Source organism: Mucilaginibacter aquariorum (assembly GCF_024498135.1).
Lineage (GTDB): Bacteria > Bacteroidota > Bacteroidia > Sphingobacteriales > Sphingobacteriaceae > Mucilaginibacter > Mucilaginibacter aquariorum.
On the sequence record NZ_JANHOH010000002.1, the window covers coordinates 671,286 to 687,153 of the forward strand.

Genomic DNA, 15,868 nt, shown 5'->3' on the forward strand with positions numbered 1-15,868 from the left:
CACATCGATTTTATCAAATACTACCCATATTTTACCCTAATTAGTGTTACGTGTTGGTATTTAAAGTTAAATAATTGTAAATTGTACACATATTAAATCTGCCACCATGAAAGTACTGCAATTTACAATACCGGTAGCACACGATAAAAGTGTGATTGCAGAGCAGGTTAACCTGCCGCATCATTATCCTTACCTGCATCGTCACCAGGAGGCGCAGATCACCTGGATCCAGGAAGGGGAGGGAACTTTAATAGCAGGGAATAACATGCATGCTTTTGGCCCCGGCGATATATTTTTATTAGGGGTTAACCTGCCGCATTTATTTAAAAGTAATCATGAATATTATCAGCCCGATAGTACCTTGCGGGCAAAAGCGATAACCATTTTCTTTAATCCGGATGGCTTACTTTCGTCTATGTTTGAGCTGCCCGAAATGAAAGCGTTCAAGATCTTTATTCAGCAGCACCAGCAAGGATTTAAGGTGCCCGAAGAGTATTCTCACAAAATATCGCAGGCCATGTATTCGGTTAAAAAGGCAAAAGGCTGCGATCAGCTCATTGCTTTCTTTAATCTGCTTAAAAACTTGCATATGATGAACGCTAAGCTCGGCCCGCTCTCTGCATTTGGTAGTTTCCCGGGCATTACCGAAAATGAAGGTATCAGGATAGGCAATATCTACAATTTTATAATGCAAAACTACAGCGAATCTATAACGCTGGAAGATGTTGCAAAAGCGGCCTATATGACACCCGAATCATTTTGCCGATATTTTAAAAAGCATACCGGGCATACCTTTATATCATTCCTTAACGAGATGCGCATTAACGAGGCCTGTAAAAAACTTACCGAGCATAAGTTTGCAAGTATCTCAACAGTAGCTTACAATTGCGGTTTTAAAAGCATTAATAACTTTAACAGGGTGTTTAAGTATTTAATAGGCAGCTCTCCGCGCGAGTATTTGGACAGTTACAATAACAACGTAAGCAACCTTACCCGGGTAGCAAGCTAACGTGATCTAAAAATAATCGGTTTCAATTTTATAGCCGGACAGGCACCGGATGGCCAACCTTATTTCTTTTTTTATGAATAAAAACACACTATTTTCCGTTCCTGTTAGCGGGCTGTATAAATGTCTTTTAGTTTTAATGTTGACGGTTTACAGTCCGCTTGTTTTTGCGCAAAACACGGCTAATATGGCCGCTATTTATGAACAAGCCAGTGAAATGTCGGGCAAGATCATTCAGTACAACCAGGATGTAGACGCTATATCAGATTTTTATTCGCCATACACCACTAATGAACGTACGGAGTATCAACGCAGACAACAGGCGCTTAACTCGCCGCAGCAGCGTAAAAGATTGGTTGAACTAAACAACGATTATCTTAAACAATTGGCCGGTACCAATTTTGATGCGATGAGTATCTACGGTAAGGTTGATTATATCCTGCTGAAAAAGAAGATCAATTTTGAGCTGCTTGATTTAGATAAAGAAGAAGAAAAATACAACGGCATTAAAAAATATATATCATTTGCCAATCCTATTTACGAGTTGGAAATGAAACGCCGCCGAGGCGGCAGCATGGATGCGCAACAGGTAGCCCAGCAATTGAACGCTATTATTAAACAAATAAAAACAGACTCGGCATCGGTTAAAAAAGTGGCATCAATAGATATGCCTTTAGCCAAAATGGCCCAATCTGCCGTTATTGGTCTGCGCGATCGTTTAAGAAGCACCTGTAATTTCTACTTGGGGTACGATCCGCAATTTACGTGGTGGATAGCTGCTCCTTACAGATCATTGGATAGCAGCCTTACACGTTACAGCAAACTCCTGATTGGCGCTGGAAAAGTATTAAACACCACACAAAAACCAGATAGCAGCGGTATTAAGGGTGTCCCTATTGGCCGTGATCAACTGATAAAACAATTGCAAGCCGAACTGATCCCATATACCCCTGAGGAACTTATTGCGCTTGCCAATAAGGAATTTGCCTGGTGCGATAAAGAAATGCTTAAAGCGTCAAATGAAATGGGTTTTGGCAACGACTGGAAAAAAGCCCTCGAAAAGGTAAAGAATAGTTATGTAGAAGTAGGTAAACAACCCGAGCTGATCGTAAAGCTATATAACGACGCTATCTCTTTCATAAAAGAGCGGGATATGATCACCATACCACCACTTGCCGAAGAAACTTGGGGAATGGTAATGATGTCGCCCCAGAGGCAGTTGGTGAACCCATTTTTTACCGGTGGTAAAGAGATCAGCATATCCTACCCTACTAATACAATGAGTACGGAAGATAAACTAATGAGTATGCGCGGCAACAATCCTTATTTTTCGAGGGGCACGGTACAGCATGAGTTGATACCGGGTCATAATCTGCAATATTTTATGAACAGTCGTTACAAACCCTATCGCCGGGATTTTTCTACGCCGTTTGCTATCGAAGGCTGGTCGTTATACTGGGAGCTGCTATTGTATGATAAAGGTTTTGCCAAAACGCCTGAAGAAAGGATAGGGATGTTGTTTTGGCGGATGCACCGTTGCGCGCGTATTATTTTCTCGCTTAACTATCACTTAGGCAAATGGTCGCCACAGCAATGTATTGATTTTTTGGTTGACAGGGTAGGTCATGAAAAAGCTAATGCCGAGGGTGAAGTGCGCCGCTCGTTCGTAGGTGGTTACAGTCCGCTTTACCAGGTAGCTTATCTGGTAGGTGGCTTGCAACTTTTTAGCTTAAAAAAAGAACTGGTTGATAATGGTAAAATGACGCTTAAACAATTTCATGATACGGTGATAAAAGAGAACCTGATACCTGTAGAACTATTGAGGGCAACGTTAACTAACCAAAAGCTCGATCGCGATTTTACCACGCAATGGAAGTTTTACGATTTTAACAAATAGCCTTAAGTATGTTTTAGCATTGTTGAAGCAGGGAAAGATCAATCTTAAAACCTTTAATTGTCGTTGAACATAATGATCGTAAGCTTTAAACCCTGACGCTAACTTTTAAGAAATTGGCGTCGATTGAGGTATGCCCGTCAGTACCTTTGTTTTGCGCGTTAAACAACTCCTCTAATTGTTGTTGCAATACTTCTGCCTGGCCATTTTTTTCGGCCGCCTCAAAGGCATTCATTGTCGGGCCGTAATATAAACGGAACATACCCAGATATTCGGCAGGCGTGCAGTCAATGTTAAACGTAAATGAGTCTTTAAGAAAGCTGATATTTTCTTTGGGGATCCCCGCTGCCGTGAACCGTTCGATGACCTGGTCTTCTTTTCCCCAAAGCATCGGGCTAACGAAGCCTTCGGGTGGCGGTGGTGTATAAGCCGAGCTGATCTTCAGGATCTGTGCCACCAAAGTTGGGTCACCCGGTATCCAGTTACCCATCACTATCCGACCCCCGGGTTTAGTAACGCGCACCATTTCCTTAGCAACATCAAAAGGCCTGGGTGCAAACATCGCCCCAAATACACTAACTACCAGGTCAAAATTATTATCCGGAAGTTCACTTAGATTGGTTGCATCGCCTTCTTTAAAAGTGATATTGTTCAAGCCCTCGGTTTTAGCCCGCAGGTTTCCTGCAGCTACCAGGTTTTGTGCGATATCTACCCCTAAAACAACCGCACCACGCTTAGCTTCTGGTATAGCTGTTGTACCGTCCCCACAGCCAAGGTCAAGAACTTGCATGCCTTTAGTAATGCCTAACTTAGCTACAAAGGCTTCGCCGCTATCACGCATGGTGGCAGCTATGCGGGTAAAGTCGCCTTTTTCCCATAACGCTTTGTTCGGATTCATAATTGATTTTAGGAAAGTAAATTTAGCATAATTTATGTGTTTTGCAAGTCTAAGAGTCTATTAGTCTGTAACTTACTGTGATATTATACTGTGTTAATTAGAGTCTCCGTGAAAAAATGTTATGTCGATTTATTTGCTGCCAGCAGCACATTGTATTCTATTTATTGACAATTCAACTATCGTTCAGATAAGTTTCTGTTGTAAATAATAAATCACTATCAAAGTACTTTGAAACAAAAAGTAAATTATTACTTTTGTTATCATATGATACCATTGAAGGTTACCAAACCGGATGTTGGCTCCAATTTATTAGATGATGAGTTATGACAAGAATGATAGCGTCAACATAATTTAGATGATTTCAGATGAATAATCAAACGGATCACTTTTACAACAAATTCTCATTCTTATACCCCTTGGTGGATGTGTTTCTGAAACCGCAAAAGAAAGTTTTGTTCGACGAAATCAATAGGTTGCCTGAGGGTAATTTGCTTGAGATTGGTGTTGGCAACGGTGCTCATTTCCACCTTTATAAAAAGCATAAAGTAGTTGGTATCGATACCTCTGCAGCAATGCTCGAAATTGCCCGAAAAAAATGTTGCGAAAATATCAAGGTTTTTAAAATGGATGGTAAGGCACTTTTGTTTTATGATGAAGAATTTGACTACGTTGTTCTCTCGCATGTTATTGCCGTAGTAGATGATCCGGAGCAATTGTTAAAAGAAGTGTTAAGAGTATTAAAGCCACAAGGACAAGTATTTATTCTTAATCATTTTACACCAAATAACTGGCTTAGACATTTTGATCGTGCATTTGGGATGATTTCAAAGTTCTTTCACTTCAAATCGGTTTTCTGTATTGATGAAATAACCACTATCAAGAAGTTTATTCTTTTAAAAGAGGTTCATTTTGGTTTAGCATCCTATTTCAAACTTTTAATTTATCAAAAAAAGTGAGAAGAAAGTATGTTTTTATTTGCGTATCGTTGCTCATCAGTTTGTTCATTTATTTATTTTATCGAACAGAGAGAACAGTTGTGAACGAGATCGTTATTCGAATGATCTCATACGAGACATACACAAGCTTAAAGGCACATATCGTTAAGCTATTACCTTTGAATGATATTGTGATTTATTCATTACCCGAAGGGTTATGGGTATTTTGCATTACGCTTACATCAAAACCGTATTATATTAGGCTTAATAACTGGCGAATTGACTGCGTGTTTGTTCCACTCGTGCATTGTTTTGGCCTGGAAATATTCCAGCTTTTCCACCTTACAAATGGGCGATTTGATTTTATGGATATTGGGATTTCTACCATATTTTGGTTGATTGGAAATTACGCTTTCGGTGACAAGTCTGACAAGCAGAATATTTTAGCTTCGCTTAATTCAAAAACGATGGTTTGTATCGCTACTTATTGCATTGTTTATTTATCGCATGTTATAAAATAGCATAAAATATTACACCGAAGAGAACATGAACAGAATCAAGAAACACCTAACCAGCTATCAATACTCCATACGCGGAATATGGCTGGCATTTAGATACGAACATAACATGATCTTTCATCTTGTGGCTGCTATTGCCGTTGTGATAGTAAACAGCCTGCTGAAAGTTAATAAAACCGAGTGGCTCGTAACCCTTATACTGATTGGCCTGGCATGGATGGCGGAGATCTTCAATACAGCTATCGAAAAGTTAGCGGACCGGGTTACCAAAGAGCATGACCCATTGATTGGCCAGGTAAAAGATTTATCTGCCGGGGCTGTGCTTATTATATGCTTTTTCGCGACTGTATGCGCCGTTATCATTTACCTGCCTTATTTGATGGGATTGAAGTATTAAGCAAAACCCTTTAAAAATCCTCTGCAACTTCAAAGATGAGCTTTTCTTTAGTTATGGGATGTGCAAACTCAAGATAAGCAGCGTGGAGGTATAATCTTTCAGAAACGGTACCATACAGGTCATCACCAACAATCGGCGCATTAAGCCCCTGCTCGTGAGCCGAGTGGACGCGCAATTGATGGGTGCGCCCGGTTAATGGCCAAAAATGAACTTTAGTGGTTGTTTCATTAGCCGTAATAACTTTCCATTTTGTTATGCTTTTTTTTCCGAATTCAGAACATACCAGTTGTCTTGGTCTGTTATGTAAGTCGCCACGCAACGGGAGCACGATCTCGCCTTCTGCTGGGGCCATCACTTTAGAAAGCAAGGCAGTGTAACGTTTGTTCACAGTTCGTTTAAGAAATTGCCTTTGAATAGATTTATGTGCTTCTTTTGTTTTTGCTACAACCAACAAGCCGGAGGTTGACATATCCAGCCGGTGGATCATCAAAGGTTCAATATTTACAAATGCTGATTTAAGCCGTGTATAAACCGAATCCTGGATGTGGATACCCGGGACCGAAAGTAATTCGGCAGGTTTATTGATTATTACAAAAGCATCATCTTCGTAAACAATCGTAAGTTCGCGGTTTTCTCCCGGATTTTTTATAAGCGGGTCTTCATCTAAAGTGATCCCTTCAAGCATATGTTTAAGGATGGGTTTACACTTCCCCGTGCAGGCCGGATAAAATTGTTTGTGTTTCCTGATCTCGGATTTGGGAGAAGCGCCCCACCAAAATTCTGCCATTGCAAGTGGCTTGTATCCGTTCAAAAAAGCGTGTTGTAATAATTTGGGTGTCGCGCACTCCCCGGCAGCCGAGGGCGGCTTTCCAAAAACGGTGTCGTTAAAGATAGACTGTAAACTTTTCTTGTCACCATCTTTATTCAAAAACTCATATTGCTCAAATAGTTGCTTTTGTAAAGCAGCAGATCTTTCCCTGCGCTCATTTTTTAAAGCTTCGACCTCAGTTGCAAATTCTTCTATCCCGGATCTTATTTCTCCTAAAAGTTGTGCCCATTTATTCAATAATACATTAAGCAAATGCTTGTCATGTAAACTTTGTTTAATCAAATCTGCTTCAAAATCGCTGTAAGCAACTTCACTTAACATGCCCTTTTGGTCTTCCCTGAGTTTTTTCCGGGCGGCTTTATTGATCTTTAATTGTTTCTTGAAATCAGATATTTCCTGAATAGATAGGGCATTTGAGCGCTCCAGGTCCTGTTTTAAGTTTTTGTAATTATCACCCGATTCTATTTTTTTGATCTGCAGATTAATAGTGTTAATGATCTCCTGCTCTTTTAAAAAAAAGCTGTCTTCGATCAGCATATCAAAAACCGGTGGGACAAACTTAGCATGGTCATTTGAACCGGCAAGCTTCCCCGAAAATGCCGATAAGTAGCCTAATTTTCCTTGTTTGTCCTGAACCACTAAAACACCAAACATTTTCCCGATAACGGGCCCCTGATGATCTTCTGTAAGACCGAAATTGTGCTGCAGGTCCGTTTGGGTTTCCAGATAGCATTGAAGTTCGGCAGCCGCTATTTTTGTAAGCGGATGCGGTTCATAATAAAAAGGGAAGGTAAAACACGCAGGTAACTCAATCCCTTTAACCGAACTATCAGAAAAGTAAATAATATTATTGGGGATGTTATTTACCAGGGGCTTTGTTTTTGTATTATCCAATGATCTTTATTAAAAATAAAGCCTAACCAATTATTTCTAATTGGCTAGGCCTTTAATTGTGTGGAGCCAGAGGGGGTAGGGTCGAACACTTTATTCCTCTTTTATTGCTAATTAGTGAATTTAAAATCAAGTAGTTAAATAATATGCGGTCAAATTGTGATTGCTTAATAGTTTGTTTAGAAGAAGTCAAAATCGAACAACTTTAAAACTTTATTTGAAATATTCGATGCAGAAATGTTCGACTATCGAATACTTATTGATTTTAAGTGATTTGTCTTTTTTGCTTTTGTAAGACTCTGATTTACAACTTCATGAATTAGGAATATTTAATATTAATAATTTTTACGAATTGACTATTTTGCTGCCGGGCTCTTAAATCGACTCATCTGACCACGTCCTTTATGGGAAATGGTGTATAATAAGGACTTGAATAAATATCAAGCATTAAATAAAGTGATTGGGGGCCTTGTATGGCTTGACAAGAGATATTTGCGGAGAGCTGGGTTCAGAACCTAAGTTAATTTTGTTCTGTAAATCAGGTGTTTATGAAATTATAAAAGTTCACTGCCACGATTCTGCCACGAACTTGAAAACATGGACAAAAAGCGCCTGATTGCTCTCCAATTTATATCATCAGTTATCAACTGCCTAACTTCTACGTAAGTCAAAGCTCCCTGTAACTGTAAATCGTTTCTTTTTATTTATAAAGATAGAAAAGAACGAGTAAACAAACAAATTTCCGTAAACAATTGGATTATGACTATCAATTTAAAAGATTGAATAATTCGAGCCCAATCAGGGGAGCCGGAATGGGCAAGCACGAGAAATCGGTCGCTTGCCCTTCTTTTTTGCTTTTTATTTCGCTGTTAATCAAGTAGACAAGTGTAAAGTTCACTAGTCAATGCGGTTCGATGTTGCAATTCTTCGAAAGTGAATTTTTGGGGGAACATCGAACCGATTAATTCGCGTTTTTCATAACTTGTTGATTTTGAGTATATCGTATTTAGTTTTGTTAATTTGGTAATTGCTTTCCGTAACATCGGTTCAATATTTTCAGCTCTAGAATTAGCGGCGGCTTCTGTCAACAGACGATAAGACCAGGCTTATGTTAACATTCAGCAGTTTTCCGGATGAAGTGATCCGTAAGCATCTTGATTTTTATTCGAATGTTACCCTTGGTGTTTTGAAGAATTTGTGTGAGTAGCTCATAAAGAAACCCTGACGCTTTCACGTAAGGGCTTTGTGCGAATTGATTAAAGTGGCTACGCTGAAGGATTAGTAAACCAAACTATTCTGTTCTCAGACTTTTAATGGGGTTAACAATGGCCGCCTTGAGTGATTCATAACTAACGGTTATCCAGGCAATCAGCAGGGCCGCTACAGGTGCCACCAGGAAAATAACCCAGCCTGCATCAATATGATAAGCGAATCCGCTTAACCAACTGTTAACAGCATACCATGAAAGCGGTACGGCAATTACGATGGCTATCGCTATTAACCTCGTGATACCCGCAGATAATAAGTAAACAAGGTTAAATATAGACGCGCCTAATACCTTGCGTACACCGATCTCTTTGGTGCGTTGTTCGGCCATAAAGGCCGACAGGCCATATAAGCCAAGACATGAAATAAAGATGGCCAGGCATGCAAATAAATTAAAGATACTGCCTATTTGCTGCTCACCTTTATAAAGGTTAGCCAAATCCTGGTCAAGAAAGTCATACTTAAACGGATAGGCTGGATTAAGCTGTTTGCTTATTTTCTCTAATGCCGCGATGGTTTGCTCGGTACTTCCCGGGTTTGTCCGTATCATTATAATTCCGCCGTATTTGTTAAAGCGTAAAACCAGTGGTTCAATAGCCTGCTGTATTGGTTTAAAATTAAAATCCTTTACTACGCCAATGATATTGCCTTTGGCTCCCTGAAACTCAAATGTTTTACCTACCGCCGAATTGACATCCAAACACATAACAGCCAGCATCTTTTCATTAACAACAAAATTATTTGAATCTGCTAAAAACGAAGTTGAAAAACCACGACCCCTCAATAGCTTTATTTGAAAAACCTTTATAAAATCTTCATTCACATCTAAAGACGGGATCACCACCTGCGACCGCGGATCTTTACCCTTCCAGTTTACATCTATCGTTCCGCTGATCAGGTTAGTGGGCAGGTCAGAAATAATTGCAAAATTACTGGTAAGCGGGTTTCCTCTCAGTTCGGCTTTCAGGGCCTGCTGTTTGCCCCACATATCGCCGGTCATGGGCATATACAGCAGATTATCTTTCACAAAGCCTGGGTTCCTGTTTTTTATAAACTTAAGCTGGTTGTAAATGGTACGTGTATCCAAAGCCGGCAAACACGCCATAAGCGAAAAACCAATGTCGGTAAATGCCCGGCAGGGTCAGGAAATGGTTGATGCCTGTAAAAAGGCAGGTGTAAAGCTGTTGGTTGGCTACGGCATGCACTTTGAACCCAAAACACTGGAGGTTATCCGGATGAGGCAAGCTGGTGAGTTTGGCAAGATCAGTTTTTTATCGGTACCCGCCAGCCGGGCGATCTTATTGACGCCCAGACCGGCATATCCCTCGTTCTTAAAGACCTGGGCCACCGCGTTGATCAGCTTTCGTTTGGTTTGTTCTTTGTCTCTCATGATTACCGTGGGTTTAGGTATAGTCTGGATTCAATTTGCCTTCAAAACATATTTGAAGCTTAATATGATCGTTGCCAGGATAAGTATGATTGAAACGCCTGCAATAACTGGTATGGCAGAAACTATCTCTGCGGGTCCGCCTGCGGCTAAGGCGCCAAAGACCGCAACGCCGATGGCTCCGCCGGTCTGCCGTATTGTATTCAGTACTGCCGAGGCAGTGCCGGATAATGATTTATCTACACTCGCCAGGATGCCGTTAGTCATGGCCGGAACCGCCATGCCCATGCCTGCGGGCATGAGTAAAAAAGGCAGGAATAATTGCCAGTAGGGTGTGTTTGCGCCAGCGAGGAAAAGTCCCGTGAAGCCTAATGCAAAAATGAAGAGACCGGTGATAATCGATAAGCCGATACCGAACCGGTTAATGACCCGTCCGCTTAACAGGTTAGTGATCACAAAACCAACAGTTAAGGGGACAAAGGCCAGGCCTGCGCTCATAGAAGAATAATGCAGGACGTTTTGCAGATAAAGGCTAAGTACGAAAACGCTTCCATAATAAGAGCCATTAAGGATGCCTCCTAACAGCAGTAATACATTAAAGCTTGGAGAAGCGAACAAATGCAATGGAAGGATCGGGTTCGGGGCTTGCTTCTCGATCCAAATAAATGATCCCATCAACAGTATGCTTAATAATATACCCCCTGAAATAAACGGATTCTTTATTCCGAACTGATGCCATTCGATAATGGAGGCGATCAATATAGTAGCGGCCAGCATCCAAATCAATTGCCCTGCTGTATCGAACTTTTTAGCGGTAACGGCTACGGTCCCTTTTGGTAATTTGAAACTTAGCAAAAAACCTGCGAGGCAAAACGGAATGTTGACGTAAAAGATAAAACGCCAGTTGCTGATATGGATCAGCAGGCCGCCGATCAGCGGCCCGGCAGCCAGCGCAGCACTGCCCGCAGCCGTCCAAAGCCCAACAGCCCGGATTCTCGTAGAAGGCTCGTGCGCAAAAGCCTGGTTAAGAATGGCCAGGGAACTGGGGATCATGGTGGCGGCGCCGATACCCTGCAACACCCTGAAAACGACCAGCCAGATCGAACTGTTTGCTAAGCCGCAGCCGGCAGAAGCGATGCAGAATATCATGATGCCCGACTGGAAGATCCTCAAAGCGCCCAAACGATCGCTTAAACTGCCTGCTGATAACATCAGCACTGCAAAAGCCAGGGTATAAGCATCCACCACCCATTGTAAAGTAGTTATACTTGCATGATAGGATTGCGCGATCTGCGGCAGCGCGAGATTAACAATGGATACATCCAGCTGCGCGACGACAAAAGCTAAGCCGGTGACGGTAACTACTTGTCCGAAATTTGTATGTTTTGACGCTATATTCAACTTTATAAATTTTCTGAGCGCCAAATTAAGCGTTGAATTTTTTAGGAATTTGGAACCTGATCAAGATGCCCCCCGGTTAAATCCTATCGTATCCCTGTAAAATTGCGGCGAAATATCTGTTTTGCCTTTAAAAACCCGGCTGAAATAATACTCGTCCTCATAGCCGAGTTCCCACGCGATTTCTTTAATGGTCTTATCAGTAAGATATAATTCCCTTTTGGCTTCAATAATGATCCGTTCGGTGATCAGGTCTGATGGTGTTTTATTAAAATGATTTTTGGTGATCCGGGCAAGTGAAACCGGCGTCAGATTTAAAATATCGGCGTAATCGCTTGCAGAATGTTTTAACCGGAAATTGTCCTCGATCGCATTTTTCAGGTTCTGGATCAAAAAATGTTGTTTACTGTTGGTGTTATCAGCATCCTGAAGGGTTTGCTGTTCAAGTTTTATCCTGGTGGCCATCACCAGTAATATTTTCACGTAAGAGACAAGCACCTCATCTTTCCTGAACTCTTCGTCTTTTAATTCATTGGCTATTTGTTCGATGAGGTTTAAGATCGTTTTTTTACAACTTTTGTTGATGCAGACAAATGGCTGTTCATAGATATTGTTAAACAGAAGCCCGTTATTGGCTATTTCTTTATGGTGCCTGTAGATACAGAAAAAGTCATGATGGAACTGGATCGCGATACCTGTCAAAGTCCCTTTTGACAGCAACATAAATGGCTGGTAAGGATAGAATGCGAAAAGGGTATTTTCCTGGAAAGAATAGTCGCACATATCAACCCTGGCCAATCCTTCACCGGAAGTGATGAAGATGAGCGTGAAATAATTATTCCGCTGAATATGATCAAAATAGCTGTTATTATCGAACTCAAATAGTTTGAACGACAAATTTCCGTTCTGCTGATTGACGAGTGTATATACAGATTGAGATAACATGGTACTTACGATTTAATAAATGTTTTACTGAACTGTTCGCTGAGGGCTTTACACTCATCCGAACAAATTCCCCCGGTGATCTTCGGACCGGTTCCCCATTTTGGTACGTCCGCTGTAGACAGGATATTAAATCGGGAAGTTGAACCACCAATATATGGTACAGAGGCCCCATATACCAGTTCAGGGATCTTGTGATGCCGGATCACGTAGGAACACATGATGCAGGGTTCATGCGTAGTATACATGATCGATCTTTCCAATTGGTCTGCATGTCCGTTTTTTACAGCATCCCTTACCGCTAATATTTCCGCATGGTTGGTAACATCACCCGAGGACCTCCCTGATTCTATACCTGTACCGATCACATTTCCATCAGAAACGATGATCGCGCCCACAGGTGGATTGCCGGCCGCCAAAGCGATCTTAGCAAGCTCTAAACACTGGCGCATGTAAATATTATATTCCTCTTCCATGATCTCCATTATAACGTTTGCCCCATTGGAAATTGGGATGGCACAATACATAAAATTACTTAAAAATAAATAATCATGGTGTACGCACAGGTAACCACTGCAAAGATGTGGTAGTCTTCCTTACCGGGGAATGGATAATTTTTACTTTATGATGGATGATTTTTTAATTCAAAAGCCTTGCTGTTTCCTGATATTGCAAATTTAGCCGGGCTGCAGTACTTCAACTGCTGGCAGTTTTTCCGGCACATAATAAGCCGCCCCAACATAAATTGGGAACGGCTTTTCTGAGATCAGTCATAGTAAAATCATTTCCTGCCAATATTAACACGGCAGCATAACCCTGCTATAACAGGTGTAATTTATCAGGAGCCCGGGCGTACGAAAGTTTGCCATCCCCGCATGGTTTCGATAAAGCGCTCGCTCAGGCCGCCCTGGCGCAGATATTCCGCTGTTACCGGCATCTTTGGGCTTTCGTACAGCGGATTGGCTTTGACCTGAAGCGGGAAATCCCGCTGAAGAATGCCCGCCCGCGCGATCAGTACGAAGTCACAGCCTTCATCCAGTAATTCGCCCGCACGCTGCGCACTGTAGATCTTTCCGGCTGCCCCTAAACGGACGCCTTTGCGGGGAAGTTCGGTAAATATGCTGAGCAGGGTCTTTCCCTGGAATGTTCCTTCCCTGACGACCTGGGCCGAATCCCATAAGGCCAGGTCCAGGTAGTCGATCAACTCACGGTCAAAGATCTCTGCGGTGATCTCCCGCAGTTCCTCCAGGCGCAGTCCGTAGCGCTCGATAGATAAGCGCCAGCCGATCTGGAAATCCGGTCCGCAGGCCCGGCGAATGCCCTCAATGACCTCGATCGTGAAACGCGCGCGGTTCTCTACGCTGCCGCCATATTTATCCGTCCGGTCATTCAGATTCGGCGACAGGAATTCCGAAAGGATCCATCCGAAAGCGCCGTGAACTGAGACCCCGTCGAAACCAGCCAGCTGTGCTCTTTTGGCCGCCGCTATAAAACTGTCCCGGATCCGCTCTACCTCTTCGGTCGTGATCGCTTTGACACCTTTTACCGTTTTGTCTGACGCAGGTGCGGGAATTCCCCCGACTTCCGGAACGGCCCGATGGCCGGCGTGGTGTAACTGCACTGCCGATAATGCGCCGCCTTCGCGGATCGCTGTAGCCATACTGGTCAGCCCCGGCAAGTGGTTATCACTGTGGATTCCCAGTTGCCGCTCAAACGCGATACCCCCGGCTTCTACGGTAGCCGCACTGGTTTGGATCAACGCGTAACCGCTTTGCGCAAGCTGCTCGATCCAAAATTGGTCGTATTCTGATGCTGTTCCGTCAAATTCACTTTGCTGGCTGGTCAAAGGTGCCATCATGAAACGGTTTCTCATTGCCTTGCCGTGCAGCAAAGTAAGGGGTTTGAATAGATCACAGACTGCCATTTCGATTAAGTTTATTGATATTGTTTTTATATACTCTATGACAAAGATGCCATTGAAATTGCCCCTATAGAATGGATGATTTGCACTATCTGATGGATGATTTTGGATATCGTAAAAAAGCCACCCCAACCGAAGTTGGGAATGGCTTCCCTCACATCACTCATCAATAAAGATTATTTCCAGCCACCGCCAAGCGAGCGGTAAAGCTCTGCTACGGCACTTAACTGCTGGCGCTTAACCGAGGCCAGTTCGAGTTCACTTTGCAGCACATTACTTTGGGCCGTGATCACCTCCAGGTAGTTAGCCATGCCATTTTTAAATAACAGGTTGGCATTGCCTGTAGCCTGCTGCAGGGTGGTTACACGATTTGCAGCAATGGCCTGCCGTTCTTTCAATTTTTCAATTTTTACGAGGGCATCCGATACTTCACCAACGGCATTGAGTACCGACTGGCGGAATTGCAGCACGACCTTCTCGCGCTCAATTTTTGATACCTCGTATTGGGTTTTTAATTTTTTGCGGTTAAATATGGGTTGCAAAACACTACCCGCTACCGTGCCGAATAAGGATGCCGGTATATTGAACCAGTTACTGGCCTTTAAGGAGTTTACGCCACCCGCGGCTGTTATATTCAGCACGGGATACATGTTGGCTTTATTGAAACCAACATTTGCATTGGCGACATTAAGCGCTAATTCGGCACTCCGTACATCCGGTCTGCGGCTCACGACTACTGATGGCACCCCGGTCGGCACGCCCTCTGTTACCCTAAGCTGATCTAAACGCGTATTGCGTCCGATCTGAGCAGGCAAAGCACCGGTAAGGATGCGCAGGGCATTTTCCTGTATGGCGATGTTCTGCTCAAATTCGGGCACCAGTTGGGCGGCTGCCAGCTGCTGTGCTTCGGCCTGCTGAACAGCCAGGGAAGTCACCTGTCCCGCCTGCAACTGCAATTTGATAATTTGAAGGGTACTATCGTTCAGCCTTACATTGCGACGGGCAATGTCCAGCTGTTCGTCCAGCATCAACAGGTTATAATACCCTTGTGATACCGATGAGACGATATTGGTTTGGATCGCCTTCCTGGCTTCAGCGGTCTGCAGGTATTGCGCCAGCGCGGCTTTACTCTGATTACGGATCTTACCCCAGATATCGGCCTCCCATGATAACGAAAGATTAGCGCTGTAATCTTCGATATGGTTAGTACCTAAAAACTGGCCTACGGTTAAACCATTCAAACTATTGTTTGACGGGTTGCTGGTATTCGCCGAAACGTTCAGGTTGACCTGTGGCGTGTAATTAAATTTGGTCTGTTTGAACAGCAGCCGCGAGGATTCGATGTTTTTTAATGCGATCTGCATATCATAGTTGTTGCTGATCGCACTATCGATCAGCTGTTGCAGGGTAGCATCAGTAAAAAAGTTTTTCCACTGTATGTCAGCAATGCTGCTTGTATCGGCAGTGGCAACGGCATTCCTGAAAGCAGCAGGCAATGCCGGTTTCGGTGTTTCTATGTTCCTGGAAACGTTGCAGGCGCTTATGATCATCAGTAAGGTGAGCCCGCTTATTATTTTTTTCATTTG

At 42.8% G+C, this 15,868-nt stretch carries 13 protein-coding genes; 4 read left to right on the plus strand and 9 right to left on the minus strand.

Annotated elements, in window-relative coordinates:
- Positions 1-106: 106 nt before the first annotated feature.
- Positions 107-1,009 (plus strand): AraC family transcriptional regulator, encoded by a 903-nt coding sequence (locus NPE20_RS14035; protein ID WP_256539295.1) that lies wholly within the window; start codon positions 107-109, stop codon positions 1,007-1,009.
- 136 nt (positions 1,010-1,145) lie between these two features.
- A complete protein-coding gene (locus tag NPE20_RS14040) occupies positions 1,146-2,903 on the plus strand; it encodes a DUF885 family protein (protein ID WP_256539296.1) in 1,758 nt (585 codons plus the stop codon).
- A gap of 85 nt (positions 2,904-2,988) precedes the next feature.
- On the opposite strand, the gene NPE20_RS14045 is transcribed toward NPE20_RS14040, so the two are convergent.
- Positions 2,989-3,798, minus strand: a complete 810-nt coding sequence (locus tag NPE20_RS14045; protein WP_256539297.1) for a class I SAM-dependent methyltransferase — start codon at positions 3,796-3,798, stop codon at positions 2,989-2,991.
- Positions 3,799-4,163: 365 nt separating this feature from the next.
- Between NPE20_RS14045 and NPE20_RS14050 the strand changes: the two genes are divergently transcribed.
- Together NPE20_RS14050 and NPE20_RS14055 are read left to right on the plus strand one after the other, a co-directional pair.
- Positions 4,164-4,754, plus strand: a complete 591-nt coding sequence (locus NPE20_RS14050; RefSeq protein WP_256539298.1) for a class I SAM-dependent methyltransferase — start codon at positions 4,164-4,166, stop codon at positions 4,752-4,754.
- A gap of 525 nt (positions 4,755-5,279) precedes the next feature.
- The gene (locus NPE20_RS14055; RefSeq protein ID WP_256539299.1) at positions 5,280-5,648 is read left to right on the plus strand and encodes a diacylglycerol kinase family protein; all 369 of its coding nucleotides are present in this window, start codon (positions 5,280-5,282) and stop codon (positions 5,646-5,648) included.
- Positions 5,649-5,658: 10 nt separating this feature from the next.
- On the opposite strand, the gene NPE20_RS14060 is transcribed toward NPE20_RS14055, so the two are convergent.
- From NPE20_RS14060 to NPE20_RS14095, 8 genes are all read right to left on the minus strand, one after another.
- Positions 5,659-7,371: an RluA family pseudouridine synthase gene (locus tag NPE20_RS14060; RefSeq protein ID WP_256539301.1), complete on the minus strand. Its 1,713-nt coding sequence runs from the start codon at positions 7,369-7,371 to the stop codon at positions 5,659-5,661.
- 1,288 nt (positions 7,372-8,659) lie between these two features.
- Entirely contained in the window at positions 8,660-9,739 is a 1,080-nt protein-coding gene (locus tag NPE20_RS14065; protein WP_256539495.1) for an ABC transporter permease, read from the minus strand.
- 87 nt (positions 9,740-9,826) lie between these two features.
- Positions 9,827-10,024: a TetR/AcrR family transcriptional regulator gene (locus tag NPE20_RS14070; RefSeq protein ID WP_256539496.1), complete on the minus strand. Its 198-nt coding sequence runs from the start codon at positions 10,022-10,024 to the stop codon at positions 9,827-9,829.
- Between the two features lie 30 nt (positions 10,025-10,054).
- Positions 10,055-11,446 carry an MFS transporter gene (locus NPE20_RS14075; protein ID WP_256539302.1) on the minus strand — a complete coding sequence of 464 codons (1,392 nt, stop codon included), beginning with the start codon at positions 11,444-11,446 and terminating at the stop codon, positions 10,055-10,057.
- A gap of 36 nt (positions 11,447-11,482) precedes the next feature.
- Complete coding sequence (locus NPE20_RS14080) at positions 11,483-12,364, minus strand: helix-turn-helix domain-containing protein (protein WP_256539303.1); 882 nt, start codon at positions 12,362-12,364, stop codon at positions 11,483-11,485.
- Positions 12,365-12,369: 5 nt separating this feature from the next.
- A complete protein-coding gene (locus NPE20_RS14085; protein WP_256539304.1) occupies positions 12,370-12,837 on the minus strand; it encodes a nucleoside deaminase in 468 nt (155 codons plus the stop codon).
- A 362-nt stretch (positions 12,838-13,199) separates the two neighbouring features.
- Positions 13,200-14,285 carry an NADH:flavin oxidoreductase gene (locus tag NPE20_RS14090; protein ID WP_256539305.1) on the minus strand — a complete coding sequence of 362 codons (1,086 nt, stop codon included), beginning with the start codon at positions 14,283-14,285 and terminating at the stop codon, positions 13,200-13,202.
- A 173-nt stretch (positions 14,286-14,458) separates the two neighbouring features.
- Positions 14,459-15,865, minus strand: a complete 1,407-nt coding sequence (locus tag NPE20_RS14095) for an efflux transporter outer membrane subunit (RefSeq protein ID WP_256539306.1) — start codon at positions 15,863-15,865, stop codon at positions 14,459-14,461.
- Between the last annotated feature and the right edge of the window lie 3 nt (positions 15,866-15,868).